The organism is Streptomyces sp. NPDC007872, assembly GCF_042868165.1.
In the GTDB taxonomy this organism is placed as follows: domain Bacteria; phylum Actinomycetota; class Actinomycetes; order Streptomycetales; family Streptomycetaceae; genus Streptomyces.
The window spans coordinates 417,420-432,189 of the sequence record NZ_JBIAEA010000006.1; the positions used below are offsets into that span (position 1 = coordinate 417,420).

A 14,770-nucleotide genomic window follows, 5' to 3' on the forward strand; every position below is an offset into this window, starting at 1 on the left:
GCCCGTACGACGGGGTCGGAGAGCCGGGCGGGCGTCATGGCTCAAGCGTCCCAGAGGGCGCCGAAGGCGATGAGGTCGCTCCGGTACTCGACGCGGTCCGCCCACTCCCCCGGCCAGGCGTCCGCGCCGAGGTGGGCGCCGGCGAAGGCGCCCGCGAGGGCGGCGATCGAGTCGGAGTCGCCGCGGGTGCAGGCGGCCCGGCGCAGGGCGGTGAGGGGCTCGTCGGGGAAGAGGAGGAAGCAGAGCAGCCCGGTCGCGAGGGCCTCCTCCGCGATCCAGCCGTCGCCGGTGTAGGTGCAGGGGTCGAGCTCCGGGTCGGCCGTGCGCTGGACGGCGTCCAGGCGCTCCAGGACCGCCAGGCACTCGTCCCAGCCGCGCTCGGTGAAGTGCCGGGCGGAGGGGTCCTGGGAGCGGGTCCACAGGTCGCCGAGCCACTCCTCGCGGTAACGGGAGCGGTTCTCGTACGCGTACGAGCGGAGCTGTCCGACGAGTCCGGCCGGGTCCACGCCCCGCGCGAGCAGGTACGCGGCGCGGGCCGTCAGGTCGGAGGCGGCGAGCGCGGTGGGGTGGCCGTGGGTCAGGGCCGCCTGGAGCTGCGCGGCACCGGCCCGCTGCTCCTCGCCCAGACCGGGGACGAGGCCGATGGGGGTGACCCGCATGTTGGCGCCGCAGCCCTTGGAGTGGATCTGGCTGGCGTCCTGCCAGAGCCGGTCGCCGTCGAGGAGCCGGCAGGCGCGCAGACAGGTGTTGCCGGGCGCGCGGTTGTTGTCCGGGGAGTGGTACCAGTCGACGAACTCCTCGCGGACCGGCCGGGCGAGGCGCCGCGGGGTGAGGGGGCCCCGGTCCATGGCGGTGCGGATGCCCCCGGCGAAGGCGAGGGCCATCTGGGTGTCGTCGGTGACGTATGCCTTCCCGTTCCTGACGGGGAGTTCCATCTCCCGCCAGGGCCCGCACTTCGCGAGGATCGAGGGCACGTCGTCGAACTCGGTGGGGAAACCGAGCGCGTCGCCGAGCGCCAGTCCGATCAGGGATCCGGTCGCGGCCCGCTTGACGGCGGTGTGTGCGTGGTTCACGAGGAGCGTCCTTCCGGTCGCAGGAGGGGCGGGTGGAGGGCCGTGGCCCCGCCCGCCCGGTAGAGGGCGGCCGGTTTCCCCCGTCCGCCGGTGAGGCGCGGCGGCCCCTCCACGGCCCGGACGAAGCCGGGCGTGGCGAGGACCTTGCGCCGGAAGTTGGGGCGGTCGAGCTCGACGCCCCAGACCGTCTCGTAGACCTGCCGCAGCTCGCCGAGGGTGAACTCGGGCGGGCAGAAGGCCGTGGCGAGGCAGGTGTACTCGAGCTTGGCGCCGACCCGTTCGTGGGCGTCGGCGAGGATCCGGTCGTGGTCGAAGGCGAGCGGTCCGTGCGTCCCGTACGGGATCCACCGCGCCTGGGCCGCGTCCCCGCCGCCGCGCGGCTCGGGCGGGTCCGGTACGAGGGCGGTGAAGGCGACGGAGACGACCCGCATCCTCGGGTCGCGGTCCGGCTCGGTGTAGGTGCGGAGCTGTTCGAGGTGGAGTCCGGCGACGGTGGCGCCGGAGAGGCCGGTCTCCTCGGCGAGTTCGCGGCGGGCGGCGGTCTCGGCCGACTCGCGGGGCAGCACGAAGCCGCCGGGCAGGGCCCAGGATCCGGCGTACGGCTCCTGGGCGCGTTCGACGAGCAGGACGTGGAGGCGCTCCTCGCGGATCGTGAGGACGGCGAGGTCGGCGGTGACGGCGAACGGCTCGAAGGCGTACGGGTCGTAGCCCTCGGGGGCCCGGTGGGCGGTCATCGGCGCTCCGGGAGGGGGTCGGTGAGGCGGGGGCCCTCGGCGAGCAGCGCGTCCACGGCGGCGACGGCGGTGGCGAGCCGCTCCTCGTGCGGGCCGGTGAGCACGACCGTGCGGCGGCCGGAGTGGGCGAGCTGGGTGAGGAAGCGGGCGGTCATCCAGGGCCGCAGGTGCTCCCCGTCGCGCAGTCCGTCGTCCTCGAAGTCGACGCCCCGGTGGTCGGTGAGCAGCCAGAGGTGCTGGCGGCCCCGGGCGGCGATCTCGCCGGTGTCGGGGCTGGTGGTGCCCATGTACCGCTCGTGCCAGATGGTGGTGGCGAAGGCGTCGGTGTCGCAGAAGAGCACGGGCGAGCCGTCGCGGGCGGCCTCCTCCTCCAGTTCGGCCTGGCGCTGGGCGATGACGGGGAAGTCGGAGGAACGGAAGGCGACGTCCGGCCAGGTGGCGCCGGGGCGTTCGGCCCTCAGCTCGGCGAGCTTGAGCTCGCTGTACTCACGGCCGTACTCCGGTACGTACCGGGTGCGGGCCCAGACGCCGCCGCGCCGCCGGTAGTGGTCGGCGAGGGCGAGGGCCATGGTGGTGGTGCCGGTGGACTCGGCGCCGAGGACGACGACCCGGCGGGTGAGCGCGGCCCGCACGGGTGCCTCCAGGAAGTCCCAGCAGCCCGCGGGGTCCGCGCGGACGGCGGTGCCGGAGACGGGGAAGCGGACGCGGTCGGGGTCGACGAGGACGGACGCGGCGCCGAAGCGGCGGCCGAGCTCCTCGCCGTACGGCTCCGAGGTGAAGACGGCGTCGACGCGCTCGGGCACGGCGGCCCGGAAGACGCGCATGTGGGCCTCCCACACGTCGGGGTCGTGGAGGTCGACGGGGTGGTCGTCGACGGCGCCGACGACGAGGGCGTCGGGGTGGACCTCGCGCATCCAGGCGACGCGCTCCTCCAGCGGCACGGACTCGGCGGAGGAGGCGCAGACGAGGACGGTGAGGCGGTCGCAGCGGTCGAGGGCGGTGCGGACGAGGTGGTGGTGGCCGGCGTGCGGCGGATAGAACTTGCCGAGGACGAGGCCGTGCCCGTAGCGCTTCACGCCGTCGCCTCCGCCGTCTCCGTCTCCGCCGCCGGTCGCCGGGCCCCCGCGAGGTCCCTGCTCCAGCCGCGCAGGCCCATCGCGCAGAGCGCCATGAAGCCGACGTACAGCAGGGAGGTCAGGTACAGCCCCTTGTGCGCGTACAGCGGCACGTAGACGACGTCGGCGGCGATCCAGAGCCACCAGGACTCCAGGCGCTTCCTGCACTGGCCGTAGGTGGCCATGAGGGAGAGCGCGGTCGTCAGGGCGTCCCAGAAGGGGACGGTCGAGTCGGTGGCGCGGTCGAGCAGCAGGGTGAGCCCGAGGGTCCCCACCACCCCCGCCGCGAGCAGCCACGCCCCTTCGGCGCGCGTGGTGCGGCGCACCGGAAGGGTGTCGGAGCCCGGTCCACCCCCGTGGGTCCAGGTCCACCAGCCGTACGCGGCGAGGGTGATGAAGACGATCTGGAGGCCGGCGTCGGCGTAGAGCCCGGCCTGCGCGAAGAGCAGGACGAAGAAGAGGTTGTTGGCGATGCCGACGGGCCAGTTGGCCACGTGCTGGCGTGCCACGAGCCAGACGCAGAGCGCTCCGCTGCCGAAGCCCAGGACCTCGGTCCAACTGACCGGGGTGTCCAGGACGGTGAAGAGCGGCTGTTGCAGGGGTTCGAGCAAAGTCGCGAGGCTCACGCCCGCCTCCTTAAGAGTCATCCTGACTATAAAGGGTGGCGGACCGCGCCCACAAGGGCCGGGCACGGACGCGAAGGGGCCCGTGACCGCCGGAACGGTCACGGGCCCCTTCGTACGGGCGCCTCGGCGGCGTTACATGCCGACTTCCTTCATCAGCATGCCGACCTCCGTGTTGGTCAGGCGGCGCAGCCAGCCCGACTTCTGGTCGCCCAGGCCGATCGGGCCGAAGGCGGTGCGGACCAGCTTCTCGACCGGGAAGCCCGCCTCGGCCAGCATCCGGCGCACGATGTGCTTGCGGCCCTCGTGCAGGGTGACCTCGACCAGGTAGTTCTTGCCGGTCTGCTCGACCACGCGGAAGTGGTCGGCGCGGGCGTAGCCGTCCTCCAGCTCGATGCCGTCCTTGAGCCGCCGGCCGACCTCGCGGGGCAGCGGGCCGGTGACGGCGGCCAGGTAGGTCTTCTTCACGCCGTACTTCGGGTGCGTGAGGCGGTGGGCCAGCTCGCCGTGGTTGGTGAGCAGGATGATGCCCTCGGTCTCCGTGTCGAGCCGGCCGACGTGGAAGAGCCGGGTCTCGCGGTTGGTGACGTAGTCGCCGAGGCACTGGCGGCCGTCCGGGTCCTCCATGGTGGAGACGACGCCGGCGGGCTTGTTCAGGGCGAAGAAGAGGTACGACTGGGTGGCGACGGTCAGGCCGTCCACCTTGATCTCGTCCTTCTCCGGGTCGACGCGCATGCCCTGCTCGACGACGATCTCGCCGTTGACCTCGACCCTGGCCTGCTCGATCAGCTCCTCGCAGGCGCGGCGCGAGCCCATGCCGGCGCGGGCGAGGACCTTCTGGAGCCGCTCGCCCTCCTGCTCGGCGCCGGGGAAGGTCTTGGGGGTCTTGATCTCGGGCTTGCCTGCGTACCGCTCCCGGTTCCGCTCCTCGGTGCGGGCGTCGTACTCGCGCGAGCGGGCCGGCGCCGTACGGCCGCCGCCGCGCTGCGGGGACTGCCGGGGGCCGCCCTTGGCCCCGCCGCGCGCGGCGTCGCCGCGACCGCGCTTGGGCGGGCCGTCGGGGCGGCCGGCGAGGCCGTCCACGTCGTAGCTGCGCTCCTCCGGGCGCGGCCGGCGCGTGTTGGCGCCGCCGCCCTGACCGCCCTGGCCGCCCTGCCGGGAGCCGCCGCCCTGACCACCGGGACGGCCGCCGCTCTGACCCGGGCGGCCGCCGCCCTGGCGGTCGTCGCGGCCGTTGCCGGCGCCGCGGTAGTTCCCGCGTCCGCCGCCACCGCCGCCGCTTCCGCGGCCGCCACCGCTGCCGCCGCGGCCGCCGCTGTTGCCACCACGGCTCCCGCCGTTGTTTCCGCTGCTGTTCCTGCCGCTGCTGCTTCGCATCAAAGTTCCGTCTTGTCGTCTACGTCTGCGTCGGGTTCGAACGACGGGACGCCTTCGAGGGAGTCCGGCTCGACCGCCTCCGCCTCGGGGAGGAAGGGCGCGAGCTCGGGGAGTTCGTCCAGGCCGCGCAGGCCCATCCGCTCCAGGAAGTAGTTCGTCGTCCTGTACAGGATCGCACCTGTTTCGGGTTCCGCGCCCGCCTCCTCCACCAGACCCCGCTGGAGGAGGGTCCGCATCACGCCGTCGCAGTTGACCCCGCGGACCGCGGAGACGCGGGAACGGCTGACCGGCTGGCGGTACGCGACGACCGCGAGGGTCTCCAGGGCCGCCTGGGTGAGCCGGGCCTGCTGGCCCTCCAGGACGAAGGCCTCGACGGCCGGGGCGTACGCGGGGCGGGTGTAGTAGCGCCAGCCCCCGGCGACCTGGCGCAGCTCGAAGCCGCGGCCCTGGGCGGTGTACTCGCCGGCCAGCTCGCGCAGGGCGTCGGCGACCTCCCCGGGGGAGCGGCCGAGGACCTTGGCGAGGTGGGCCTCGGTGGCGGGCTCGTCGACGACCATGAGGACGGCTTCGAGGGAGGGCTTGAGGCCGGTGCCGGTGGTGCCGGCACCGGTGTCGGTGTCGGTTTCGGTTTCGGTTTCGGGGGCGCTCACGCGCGGGCCTCCGTTTCCTGTCCGGGTTCCTGGTCGAACTCGTCGGTGACCCGGGCCTCCGCGTCCCCGCCGGTCCAGGAGACCGTGAGGTCGCCCAGGGCGGTCTCCTGGTCGAGGGCGACGGCCCGCTCCCGGTAGAGCTCCAGGAGGGCGAGGAAGCGGGCGACGACGGTGAGGGTGTCGCCGGCGTCCTCGATCAGCTCCCGGAAGGCCGCCGTGCCGCGCTCGCGCAGCAGGGCGGCGACCACGGCGGCCTGCTCGCGGACGCTGACGAGGGGGGCGTGGATGTGCTCGACGTACACCTGCGGCTCGGCCCTGGGCCGCATGGCCTTGACCGCGAGCTTCGCGAAGCCCTCGGCGCCGATGGAGATGATCACCTCGGGGAGCAGCTCGGCGTGGTGCGGTTCGAGTCCGACGGTACGGGGGTGGCGGCGGCCCTCGCTCTCCCACCGCTCCTCGAAGATCGCCGCGACGCGCTTGTACGCGCGGTACTGGAGGAGCCGGGCGAAGAGCAGGTCGCGGGCCTCCAGGAGGGCGAGGTCGGCCTCGTCCTCCACCTCGGCGGCGGGCAGCAGCCGGGCGGTCTTGAGGTCGAGCAGGGTGGCGGCGACGACGAGGAACTCGGTGGTCTGGTCGAGGTCCCCGTCGGGCCCCAGGGCGCGCAGGTGCGCCATGAACTCGTCGGTGACCCGCGAGAGCGCGACCTCGGTGACGTCGAGCTTGTGCTTGGTGATGAGCTGGAGCAGCAGGTCGAAGGGCCCCTCGAAGTTCGAGAGCCGCACGGTGAACCGCCCGTCGGCGCCACCGGGAGCGGCGGCCGGGGGGCCGTCCGTGGCGGCCGGGGGCCCGTCGCCGGGCTCCGGCACGGCCCCCTGGTGCTCAAGGAGCGCCAGGGGCTCCCGATCGGGCGCGGGGGCCCGTACGGCCGTCTCGGGGCCTTCGGCGGGCGCCCCGGAGGTGCGGACGGGAGCCGCAGGAGTTCCAGCGGGGGCCCCGGAGGGCTCAGACGCCTCGGGCCCCGCCCACGCCCCCCGCAGGGGTCCCGTGCCGCCGCCGTGCCCCAGGGCGCGGCGGCGCGACGGGCGGGACGTTTCGTCAGGGGCGGAGTCGGCGGCGTGGTGCATGGAGGTCCAGGGGGAGCGGAGGGCGCGGCAGCCCGCAGGCTACCGTCAGCGGCCGCGCAGACGGCGGACGAGGATGCTCGCGTCGCCGCGGGACTCCAGGTCCGCCAGGACGACCGCGACGGCCTCCCGGACGATCCGGCCCCGGTCGACGGCGAGGCCGTGCTCGCCGCGCAGCACGAGCCGGGCGTGCTCCAGGTCCATCAGCTCCTCGGCGGAGACGTAGACCGTGATCTTCTCGTCGTGGCGCTCGCGGCCGCTGGGCCGCCGGCTCGCGGTACGGCCTCCGCCGCGCCGCCGGGACGCGGCGGCCTGGGCGGAGGCGGCGGCCGGAGCCGCCTTCTCGGCCTCGGGGGACGTCCGGGCGCGCGGTTCCGCGGCCTCGGAGTCCGCCGCCGCGTGCTCCGCGGAGCCCTCGGCCGCCGCCGGGTCGCTCTCGCCCGCCGGTGCCGGGACGGCCCGGCGGGGTGAGGACGCCTGCAGCGCCGTCCCCCCGGTCGTACGGAAGAGTTCGTCGGCGCCGGGCAGACTCACTCGGCGTGACACCGGGCGAGCACCTCCCTGGCGAGCTGACGGTAGGCGGCGGCGCCCACGGAGTTGGAGGCGTACGTGGTGATGGGCTCGCCGGCGACCGTGGTCTCCGGGAAGCGCACGGTCCGCCCGATGACCGTGTGGTACACGTGGTCGTCGAAGGCCTCGACGACGCGCGCGAGCACCTCGCGGCTGTGCACGGTCCGGGAGTCGTACATCGTGGCGAGGATGCCGTCGAGTTCCAGCTCGGGGTTGAGCCGCTCCTGGACCTTCTCGATGGTCTCGGTCAGCAGCGCGACGCCGCGCAGCGCGAAGAACTCGCACTCCAGCGGCACGATGACCTTGTGAGCGGCCGTCAGGGCGTTCACGGTCAGCAGGCCGAGCGAGGGCTGACAGTCGATCACGATGTAGTCGTAGTCGTTCATCAGCGGCTTCAGGGCGCGCTGGAGCGTGGACTCGCGCGCGACCTCGCTGACGAGCTGGACTTCGGCGGCCGAGAGGTCGATGTTGCTCGGCAGCAGGTCCATGTTGGGCACGGCGGTCTTGAGGAGGACCTCGTCCGCCGACATGCCCCGTTCCATGAGCAGGTTGTAGACGGTGAGGTCGAGCTCCATCGGGTTCACGCCGAGGCCGACCGACAGGGCTCCCTGCGGGTCGAAGTCGACGAGCAGGACCCGCCGTCCGTACTCGGCGAGCGCGGCTCCCAGGTTGATGGTCGACGTGGTCTTGCCGACGCCGCCCTTCTGGTTGCACATCGCGATGATCTTCGCGGGTCCGTGGTCGGTCAGCGGACCCGGGATCGGGAAGTACGGCAGGGGCCGTCCGGTCGGGCCGATCCGCTCGCGGCGCTGGCGGGCAGCGTCGGGCGCGAGGGTGGCCGCGTACTCCGGATCGGGCTCGTACTCGGCGTCGGGGTCGTAGAAGTGCCCCTCGGGCACCTCGTCGTAGGCGGCGAAGTGGGTGGACTCTCGGCCCATCTCGTTGCCGGCCGTGGCGTTCACGTGTAGGCCGTCCATCGTCTTCATCGTGTGGGCTGTCGTCACGGGCTGGTGCGTCGCGAAGGTCCGCACCGCGACGGAGCCGATCGGAGCTCCCGGCGCACCACTCCCGGGAGTAAATGTCGACTCATTCACAAGTCGTCTTACCTCCTTGGGTGTGACCGGGAACATTTATCGATAGGTCAGCGTGGCACCATGCCGACGGTTGGCGACTCTATGGCGTGTCACCGGTCCGCAGCAACACAATCCGCCGGACCCGGCCCGATGTGTCGGTAACCGAACAGGCCTCTGTCAAGGGCGCGCGGGCACGCATCCGCACGTTTCCGGGGTGTGCGAAACGGTTAAAGAGTTACGTTCGCCGCGAGTTGCCCGAACGTTTCGGCGTGGCCGGAGACACGTCCGGCCGGACCTTGTCGAACAAGGTCCGGCCGGGTGCGTGGTATTGACGGCGCGCGTTGACGCGGCGCCGCGGGGGTCAGCCCAGGAGGCTGCTCAGCCCGACGTGCTCGAGGCCGTGCGCCTCGGCGACCTCCTTGTACACCACCTTGCCGTCATGGGTGTTGAGGCCCAGGGCGAGGGCGGCGTCGCGGCGGATCGCCTCGGCCCAGCCGTTGTTCGCCAGCGACACGATGTAGGGCAGCGTGGCGTTGGTGAGGGCGTAGGTGGAGGTGTTCGGGACCGCGCCCGGCATGTTGGCGACGCAGTAGAAGACCGAGTCGTGGACCCGGAAGGTCGGCTCGGCGTGGGTGGTCGGGTGCGAGTCCTCGAAGCAGCCGCCCTGGTCGATCGCGATGTCGACAAGGACACTTCCGGGCTTCATCTTGGCGACGAGCTCGTTGGTGACCAGCTTCGGGGCCTTGGCGCCCGGGATGAGGACGGCACCGATGACGAGGTCGGCCTCGACGACGGCCTTCTCCAGCTCGTAGGCGTTGGAGACGATCGTCTGCACCTTGGTGCCGAAGACCTTGTCGGCCTCGCGGAGCTTGTTGATGTCCTTGTCGAGCAGGGTCACGTGGAAGCCCATGCCGACGGCGATCTGGGTGGCGTTCCAGCCGGAGACGCCGCCGCCGATGACGACGGCCCTGCCGGCGTGGGTGCCGGGGACGCCGCCGGGCAGGACGCCGCGGCCGCCGGCCGAGCGCATCAGGTGGTAGGCGCCGACCTGCGGGGCCAGGCGGCCCGCGACCTCGGACATCGGGGCGAGCAGCGGGAGCGCGCGGTTCGCGGTCTCGACGGTCTCGTACGCGATGGCGGTGGTGCCGGAGGCGAGCAGCGCGTCGGTGCACTCGCGGGAGGCGGCGAGGTGCAGGTAGGTGAAGAGGGTCTGGTCCTTGCGGAGGCGGTGGTACTCCTCCGCGATGGGCTCCTTGACCTTGAGCAGCAGGTCGGCGATGGCCCAGACCTCGTCGGCGGTGGGGAGGATCTCGGCGCCGGCGGCGACGTACTCCGCGTCCGTGATCGAGGAGCCGACACCGGCGTTCTGCTCGACGAAGACCTGGTGGCCGTGGCGGACGAGCTCGTGGACACCGGCGGGGGTGATGGCCACGCGGAACTCGTTGTTCTTGACCTCGCGGGGGATGCCGACCTTCATCGTCGATCACGGTCCTTGAATCAGGGAGGGATAACTGGCGCACTGCGATACATACCCGGATGCATCGCGACGCACCGGGGCAGACCACGTTCGAACGCGGCAGAACCAGTCTAATGAAGGAGTTCCCGCTGTCTAGCCTTTCAAAGTACTAATCTTCGCCGGAGCCACTGCGGATTTCGTAGGCGGAAGGTTCCGTTTCCAGCAGTCTCCCCGCCCCGGCCCGGTGCAGCTTGGCCGCCGCCGGGTCGCCGAGCCGGTCGAGGGTGTCGGCGAGGCGCAGCCGGAGCGCCGCCTGGAGCCGGACGTCCCGGGCCCGGCGGGCCCACTCCACGGCCTCCTCGCAGGTCCGCAGGGACTCCTCGGGCCGCCCGGCGTACTCCTGGACCCGGGCCGCCTCGCTCAACGCCCGCGCGTAGCCCGGGAGATCGGAGAGCCTGCGGTAGCCGGCGGCGGCGGCCCGCCAGTTGCGCAGGGCCTCCCCGTACCGCCCGGCGTAGGTCTGTACGGCGCCGAGGCGGGCGTACAGCCGGGCCTGGTCGGCGCGCTCGTCCCGGGCGAGGCGCTGGGCGAGGGCCCGTCCGTACCAGTCGCCGGCCCGCTGCCAGTCCCCCAGCTCCTGATAGGAGCCACCTACGGATTCCATTGCCCGACCGGTCGCGTACGGGTCATTTGCTGCGCGTCCGGCCTCCAAAGCCGACCGATATCGCAGCAGAGCCTCTTTCGTCCTGCCGGTGCGGGCGTCGAGGTCGGCCAGGTTGAGCAGGGCCGCGGCCCGCTCGCGGTGCAGTCCGCGCCGCTCGGCCACGTCCAGGACGAGCCGGTGCAGCCCGTACAGCTCGGGGGCGGCGGCCTCGGCGCCCCGGTGCGCGGCGAGCGCCCGGACGAGGGAGGCGATCAGGCGGCGGGCCAGGGTGTCGAGCTCCCCGTCGGCGACGGCGAGGCGGGCGGAGGCGAGCAGGACGGGCCGCCGGGAGTCCAGCCAGGCCGCCCCGGCGGCGGCGTTCGGGAAGCGCAGGGCGCGCGGCAGCCCGGCCAGCTTCCTGCGGGCGGGCGAGCCCTCGGGTTCGGTGACCGCGCGGCAGGACTGGAGGAGCCGCACGGTCCGCTCCAGCATCCGGGCCCGCGCGAGCTGCACCTCGGCGGGCCGGTCGCGCTCCTCCAGTTGCGCGCGCAGGAGGGGGACGAGGTGGGCGCGCACCTCGTACTGGCCGTCCTCGCCGGCCGAGACGAGGCCCAGGGCCTCGAAGTCGGCGAGCGTGGTGGCGGCCGCCGAGACCGAGCAGCCGGCCAGGGCGGAGGCGGTGTGGGCGTCGGCCCGGCCGAGCGGGGCGAGCGCGAGGAAGCGCAGTATCCGGGCGGCGGTGGCGGGCAGGCCGTCGTGGGCGAGCAGGAAGGCCCGGGTGAGGGGGTCGCCGCTCGGCTCGCGCAGCCGCTTGGCGAGGTCGGCGACGGAGGACTTGGGGTGGGTGGAGAGCCAGCCGCCGGCGAGGACGACCGCGGCGGGCAGTCCCCCGCACTCCTCGACGAGGGCCTCGGCGGCCTGCGGGTCGACGGTGACGCGGACGGAGCCGGTGAAGGAGGTGAGCAGCTCGATGGCCGACTTGGGGTCGAGGCCGCCGAGGGTGCAGGGCCGCACGTCGGGGATGCCGGTGAGCGGTCCTCCGGCGACCCCGATCACCAGGGTCTCGGGCTCGTCGGGGATCAGCGGGTCCGCCTGCTCGGCGTCGACGGCGTCGTCGAGGATCAGGACCGCCCGGCGCCCGGCGAAGGCGCCGCGGACCAGTTCGGCCAGCTCGTCCTCGGCGGCGCCGGGGGGTTCGGCGACCCCGAGGGCGGCGAGCAGTTCCTGGGCGGCCCGGGCGGTGGGCACGGGCACGCCGCCGGGCTCGGTGAGCCGGGCGCGGAAGATCCCGTCGGGGTAGCGGTCGGCGACCTCGGCGGCCAGCTCCTCGGCGAGGGCGGTGCGCCCGGAGCCGGGCCGGCCGGCCACGAGCAGGACCCGGGCGCGGGGCGCCTTGCGGCCGGTGAGGGTGTCGAGCCCGGTCCGTTCGATGTCGGCGCGCAGGGCCTTCAACTCGCGCTGGCGGCCGAAGAACCGCCGGCTGCCGGTTGCCGCCACCGCCTGATCCGTCACGGGCCACGCTCCCGTCCACCTGCGCACGAGCCGATCCCGCGGGAGGGGCTCCACACGGGCGTTTCCGAGCGTAGTTCAGGGCGGGACGGGTACCCGGCGGAGCAGGGCGGACACATCCCCCGATCGGATCAACAGATGGTCACACCGGGAGCTGTGTCCGCCCCCGGCACCCCCGCCACACCCCCGCCGCACTCGGCACGGACGCGGCGGTCCGGCCGGGGCCTACGCCTCGAAGGGGCGGGCCGGCCACGGGGCCTCCGCCGGGCGGAGGGCGTCCAGGCCGTCGCCGGCGCGGGCGGCGGCCAGCGAGAGGACGCCCACGACCAGGCAGTTGTTGTGCAGGTCGCCCGCGAGGACCCCCCGTACGAGGTCCGCGAGCGGCACCCGTGCCGTCTCCATGTCGGCCTCCTCCTCGGCCACCTCGAAGCGGTCCCCCTCCGCGTCCGCGAGGTCCCGCGCGAGGAAGATCCGCACGGCCTCGTCGCAGCCGCCCGGCGAGGTGTAGACGTCGGTCAGGACCCGCCAGTCGCCGGCCTTGACGTGCGCCTCCTCGTACAGCTCGCGCCGGGCCGCGTGCAGCGGGTTCTCCCCGGGCACGTCGAGCAGCCCGGCCGGGATCTCCCAGAGCTTCTGGCGCACCGGGTGCCGGTACTGCTTGATCAGCAGCACCCGGTCCTCCTCGTCCAGGGCCAGGACGGCGACCGAGCCGGGGTGGACCTGGTAGTCGCGGCGCGCGACCGTGCCGTCCGGCATGACCACGTCGTCCGTGCGGACGCCCGTCTTCTTCCCCTGGAAGGGGGTCTCCGACGCGACGACCCGCCACTCCTGCGGGGTGTCCTGCAACTCCATCAGCCGTCCTCCCGTGGACACGTGAAAACCGGGGTGCGGGACCCGAACGGGCCCGCACCCCGGCAACGTTAACGCCTGCGTCCTACTGGCCCGTCTTGCGCTCCACCGCGGCCTTCACCAGGCCCGCGAAGAGCGGGTGCGGGCGGGTCGGGCGGGAGCGGAGCTCCGGGTGCGCCTGGGTGGCGACCAGGTAGGGGTGGATCTCGCGCGGGTACTCGACGTACTCGACGAGCTTGTTGTCCGGGGAGGTGCCGGAGAAGACCAGGCCGGCCTTCTTCTCCAGCTCCGCGCGGTAGGCGTTGTTCACCTCGTAGCGGTGGCGGTGGCGCTCCTCGACGTACGGCTCGTCGCCGTAGACCTCGCGGACGATCGAGCCCTCGGCGAGCTTCGCCGGGTACAGGCCCAGGCGCATCGTCCCGCCCAGGTCGCCCGCGCCCTCGACGTACGCGAGCTGCTCCTCCATCGTGGAGACGACGGGGTGCGCGGTGGCCGGGTCGAACTCGGTGGAGTTGGCCTCGGGGATGTCGGCCAGGTTCCGGGCCGCCTCGATGACGATGCACTGGAGGCCCAGGCAGATGCCGAGCAGCGGCACCTTGTGCTCGCGGGCGTACTGGATCGCGCCGACCTTGCCGCTCACGCCGCGGTCGCCGAAGCCGCCGGGGATGAGGATCGCGTCGACGTCGCCGAGCTGCTTCTCGGCACCGGCCGGGGTCTTGCACTCGTCGGAGGTGACCCACTTGACCTTGACCCGGGCCTTGTTGGCGAAGCCGCCGGCCCGCATGGCCTCGGTGACCGACAGGTAGGCGTCGGGCAGGTCGATGTACTTGCCGACGAGCGCGACGGTGACCTCGTGCTCCGGGTTGTGGACGCGGTCCAGGAGGTCCTCCCAGACGGTCCAGTCCACGTCGCGGAAGGGCAGGTCGAGCTTGCGGACGACGTAGGCGTCCAGGCCCTCGGTGTGCAGCACCTTCGGGATGTCGTAGATCGACTTGGCGTCGATGGCGGCGACCACGGCGGCCTCGTCGACGTCGCACATCAGCGAGATCTTGCGCTTGATGGCGGTGGGGACGTCGCGGTCGGCGCGCAGCACGATCGCGTCGGGCTGGATGCCGATGTTGCGCAGGGCGGCGACCGAGTGCTGGGTCGGCTTGGTCTTCAGCTCGCCGGACGGGCCGATGTAGGGCAGCAGCGAGATGTGCACGACGAAGACGTTGTCGCGGCCGACCTCGTGGCGGACCTGGCGGACGGTCTCCAGGAACGGCAGGGACTCGATGTCGCCGACGGTGCCGCCGACCTCGGTGATGACCACGTCGACGTCGTCGGTCGCCATGCGGCGGATCCGGGACTTGATCTCGTTGGTGATGTGCGGGATGACCTGCACGGTGTCGCCCAGGTACTCGCCGCGCCGCTCCTTGGCGATGACCTGCGAGTAGACCTGGCCGGTGGTGACGTTGGCCGAGCCGTCGAGGTCGACGTCGAGGAAGCGCTCGTAGTGGCCGATGTCCAGGTCGGTCTCGGCGCCGTCGTTGGTGACGAACACCTCACCGTGCTGGAAGGGGTTCATGGTGCCGGGGTCGACGTTCAGGTACGGGTCGAGCTTCTGCATCGTGACCCGCAGGCCCCGCGCCTTGAGGAGCGCACCCAGGCTGGAGGCGGTCAGGCCCTTGCCGAGGGAGGAGGCGACACCCCCGGTGACGAAGATGTGCTTGGTCGTCGTGGTGTTGGGCGGCATCGCCAAGAGGGGGCTCCCGTGGTCGCGTTCTGGAGGTGCGTACCGGCTGCCCCTCCGGAAGAATCGGGGGGTGCCGTCGCTGCGGTTGCGGGGTCCTCGGCTGTCGCCGTTTCCCACCGGTCCACGGGGTACCAGGGTATCAGCGACCCGGGGAGGCCGCTTCCGGCCACACGCGGCAGCCGGGTGTTCACGGACGGCGAGCGAGCGGGGTCCGACCGGCTCCGGACGGGGAAAGGGGGTGT

At 73.1% G+C, this 14,770-nt stretch carries 13 protein-coding genes; all 13 read right to left on the reverse strand.

Annotation, left to right across the window (positions count from 1 at the left end):
- Positions 1 to 41: 41 nt before the first annotated feature.
- Positions 42 to 1,073, reverse strand: coding sequence for an ADP-ribosylglycohydrolase family protein (locus tag ACFYNX_RS23800; RefSeq protein ID WP_388663880.1), 1,032 nt, complete (start codon positions 1,071 to 1,073; stop codon positions 42 to 44).
- Positions 1,070 to 1,807, reverse strand: a complete 738-nt coding sequence (locus ACFYNX_RS23805) for an NUDIX domain-containing protein (protein WP_388663882.1) — start codon at positions 1,805 to 1,807, stop codon at positions 1,070 to 1,072. The genes ACFYNX_RS23800 and ACFYNX_RS23805 overlap by 4 nt, the downstream gene beginning before the upstream one ends.
- Complete coding sequence (locus tag ACFYNX_RS23810) at positions 1,804 to 2,883, reverse strand: AAA family ATPase (protein ID WP_365540126.1); 1,080 nt, start codon at positions 2,881 to 2,883, stop codon at positions 1,804 to 1,806. The genes ACFYNX_RS23805 and ACFYNX_RS23810 overlap by 4 nt, the downstream gene beginning before the upstream one ends.
- A complete protein-coding gene (gene pnuC / locus ACFYNX_RS23815; RefSeq protein WP_388663885.1) occupies positions 2,880 to 3,548 on the reverse strand; it encodes a nicotinamide riboside transporter PnuC in 669 nt (222 codons plus the stop codon). Before pnuC ends, ACFYNX_RS23810 begins: the two co-directional genes overlap by 4 nt.
- A gap of 132 nt (positions 3,549 to 3,680) precedes the next feature.
- Positions 3,681 to 4,922 carry a pseudouridine synthase gene (locus ACFYNX_RS23820; RefSeq protein WP_388663887.1) on the reverse strand — a complete coding sequence of 414 codons (1,242 nt, stop codon included), beginning with the start codon at positions 4,920 to 4,922 and terminating at the stop codon, positions 3,681 to 3,683.
- Complete coding sequence (scpB, locus tag ACFYNX_RS23825) at positions 4,922 to 5,479, reverse strand: SMC-Scp complex subunit ScpB (RefSeq protein WP_388663952.1); 558 nt, start codon at positions 5,477 to 5,479, stop codon at positions 4,922 to 4,924. Before scpB ends, ACFYNX_RS23820 begins: the two co-directional genes overlap by 1 nt.
- Positions 5,480 to 5,568: 89 nt before the next feature.
- The gene (locus tag ACFYNX_RS23830) at positions 5,569 to 6,696 is read right to left on the reverse strand and encodes a segregation/condensation protein A (RefSeq protein ID WP_388663889.1); all 1,128 of its coding nucleotides are present in this window, start codon (positions 6,694 to 6,696) and stop codon (positions 5,569 to 5,571) included.
- Between the two features lie 45 nt (positions 6,697 to 6,741).
- Positions 6,742 to 7,239, reverse strand: a complete 498-nt coding sequence (locus tag ACFYNX_RS23835; RefSeq protein WP_365540131.1) for a hypothetical protein — start codon at positions 7,237 to 7,239, stop codon at positions 6,742 to 6,744.
- Entirely contained in the window at positions 7,224 to 8,249 is a 1,026-nt protein-coding gene (locus ACFYNX_RS23840; protein WP_030212665.1) for a ParA family protein, read from the reverse strand. Before ACFYNX_RS23840 ends, ACFYNX_RS23835 begins: the two co-directional genes overlap by 16 nt.
- A 448-nt stretch (positions 8,250 to 8,697) precedes the next feature.
- Positions 8,698 to 9,813, reverse strand: a complete 1,116-nt coding sequence (gene ald, locus ACFYNX_RS23845; protein ID WP_365540132.1) for an alanine dehydrogenase — start codon at positions 9,811 to 9,813, stop codon at positions 8,698 to 8,700.
- A gap of 148 nt (positions 9,814 to 9,961) precedes the next feature.
- Positions 9,962 to 11,947 carry a tetratricopeptide repeat protein gene (locus ACFYNX_RS23850; RefSeq protein ID WP_388663892.1) on the reverse strand — a complete coding sequence of 662 codons (1,986 nt, stop codon included), beginning with the start codon at positions 11,945 to 11,947 and terminating at the stop codon, positions 9,962 to 9,964.
- Between the two features lie 222 nt (positions 11,948 to 12,169).
- Positions 12,170 to 12,796 (reverse strand): NUDIX hydrolase, encoded by a 627-nt coding sequence (locus ACFYNX_RS23855; protein ID WP_365540134.1) that lies wholly within the window; start codon positions 12,794 to 12,796, stop codon positions 12,170 to 12,172.
- A gap of 82 nt (positions 12,797 to 12,878) precedes the next feature.
- On the reverse strand, positions 12,879 to 14,528 hold the full coding sequence (locus tag ACFYNX_RS23860) for a CTP synthase (protein ID WP_365540158.1): 1,650 nt from the start codon (positions 14,526 to 14,528) through the stop codon (positions 12,879 to 12,881).
- Positions 14,529 to 14,770 lie beyond the last annotated feature (242 nt).